This window comes from Alteromonas sp. ABH2_165 (genome assembly GCF_056159945.1).
Genome location: NZ_JBSWWF010000021.1, coordinates 1 through 1,447, shown reverse-complemented (window position 1 = coordinate 1,447; position 1,447 = coordinate 1). Strand labels below are relative to the sequence as shown.

1 protein-coding gene is annotated in these 1,447 nt (G+C 53.8%); it reads right to left on the bottom strand.

Going from position 1 to position 1,447, the window contains the following annotated elements; translation table 11 throughout:
* A partial coding sequence (locus tag ACXAFQ_RS20405) for an Ig-like domain-containing protein (RefSeq protein ID WP_474825207.1) occupies positions 1–1,447 on the bottom strand: 1,447 nt, incomplete at both ends.

The window sequence follows — 1,447 nt, the reverse complement described above, 5'->3', positions numbered from 1 at the left end:
ACCGTCGGTAACAACGATGGTAATGAGTGCGCCTATTTCATCGGAGGTACCCGAAATTAGCGGGGTATCGCTGGTGAGGTCGGTGATGGCATTCACGTTGAGGATAGGCAGCGTGAGGTCGATAAGACCTGACGTGCTCACCGTGGCTAAGTTGCCCGCGGCATCTAGTACGGAGACATCAATGTTTAGCAGGCCTTCATTCAGGTCGGCTGGTACAACAACCGCCCAGGTGCCGTCAGGTTGAACAGTTGCAGTCAGGTTTTGTTGTACACCAAGCCCATCGAGCAATACGATTTCGATAACCGCACCAATTTCATCGGAGGTACCTGAAATAGTGGGGCGAAGCTCATTCGTTGTAGCGAATGCATCTAACGTCAGACCTGGGTCAGCAGTATCGATGGTGCCCGCAACGCTAACATCAACAATATTGCCTGCATCATCAAATACCTGAGCTTCAACTGTGATTGAACCATCAGGGAGGACTGGTAAATCTGTGCTCCAGGAACCATCGGCTTGAACAATCGCCGAAAGATTGTATTCAACACCATTGGAGTCGGTCACCGTAATGATAATAATGGTGCCAATACCCACATCTGCACTGCCTGAAATGGTGGGCGAGTTGTCGTTTGTATCGCCTACAGGATCAATGATTAGCAGCGGTGGTGTCGTATCTATTTCACCGTTATTGTCGCTAGCTGTCGTCGAGTTACCCGCTGCGTCTGTTGCAGTGGCTTCTACCGTGTAAGCACCGTCGGCTAAGTCTGCTGGCACATCTGCACTGAATGAACCGTCAGGCTGTACGGTTGCCGTGAAGGTTTGGGCATCGCCGTTAGCGTCGGTCACCGTGATCGACACAGTTTCACCAGCAGGTAAATCCGTGGTGCCTGATACTGTTGGCGTCGCGTCATTACCCAGCGAGTGTGGATCAAGGGTGATGACTGGTGCAGCGGTATCGATTTCACCATTGTTGTCTGTGGCCGTCGTGGCATTGCCCGCGGCATCGGTGGCAGTGGCTTCAACGGTGTAAGCACCGTCGGCCATGTCCGCTGGTACGTCTGCGCTGAACGAACCGTCAGGCTGAACAGTCGCGGTGAAGGTTTGTGCATCGCCGTTAGCGTCGGTCACCGTGATCGACACGGTTTCACCTACTGGCAGATCTGTGCTTCCAGAAACCGTCGGCGTTGCATCGTTACCTGTTGTCTGCGCGTCCAAGGTGATGGTTGGTGCAGCCGTATCGATTTCACCATTGTTGTCCGTAGCCGTTGTCGCGTTACCCGCGGCGTCAGTGGCAGTGGCTTCAACGGTATAAGCACCGTCGGCCATATCGGCTGGGACATTGGCACTGAACGAGCCATCAGGCTGAACAGTGGCGGTGAAGGTTTGAGCGTCGCCATTGGCATCGGTTACCGTGATCGACACGGTTTCACCGACTGGCAAATCAGTGGTG